Source organism: Methylobacterium sp. Leaf88, assembly GCF_001422795.1.
Taxonomy (GTDB): Bacteria; Pseudomonadota; Alphaproteobacteria; order Rhizobiales; family Beijerinckiaceae; genus Methylobacterium.
In genome coordinates this window covers 1-531 of sequence record NZ_LMMK01000017.1, presented here as the reverse complement: position 1 = coordinate 531, position 531 = coordinate 1, and the positions used below count along the sequence as shown (strand labels likewise).

Below are 531 nucleotides of genomic sequence, written 5' to 3'. Positions count from 1 at the left end.
CGCGATGAGGTTCAGGCGCGCGCCGAACAGGGTCCAGGGCGTCGCCCAGACGAAGGCCGGCAGGTTGACGTTCGATTCCGAGTCGAGCGGGCGCGTGTCGCGCACCCCGAAGCTGGACGTGTTGACGAAGTAGAGACCCACCGGAAGCTGGGCGCCGGCCGGGAGGCCGATGGTCTGGCCCGGCTGGGCCGCGGACCCCGCCAGGGCCGGGGCCGGGGCCAGGAGTGGGAGGGGCAGGAGCGGGAGGGCGAGAAGGATCTTGCCGCCGCGCCGGCGGCGGGTGGTCGGACGGAGGGCCTTGGCGATGGTGCGGATCACGCATGTCTCCCTGGCTCGGCTGCCCGGGGACAGGTGCCGCCGGTCGGCGGCCGGCAACCCAGCGTCTTCCTGTCAGACGATTGCCCGCCACGCTTTAGTCCGGTGGCCCGCGCCCGCGCCGGGCGGAGGGGCGCGGGCCGACCGCCCTCAGAGACTTACGGCACCTTTGTCCAAGATGTATTCATGATGCATCGAGACGGGGCGAACCCTCAT

The 531-nt window shown here is 71.9% G+C and carries 1 pseudogene; it reads right to left on the bottom strand.

Annotated features, from left to right (window positions below):
- Positions 1-258, bottom strand: a pseudogene (locus ASF20_RS24445) (transporter); the annotation flags it as partial.
- Positions 259-531 lie beyond the last annotated feature (273 nt).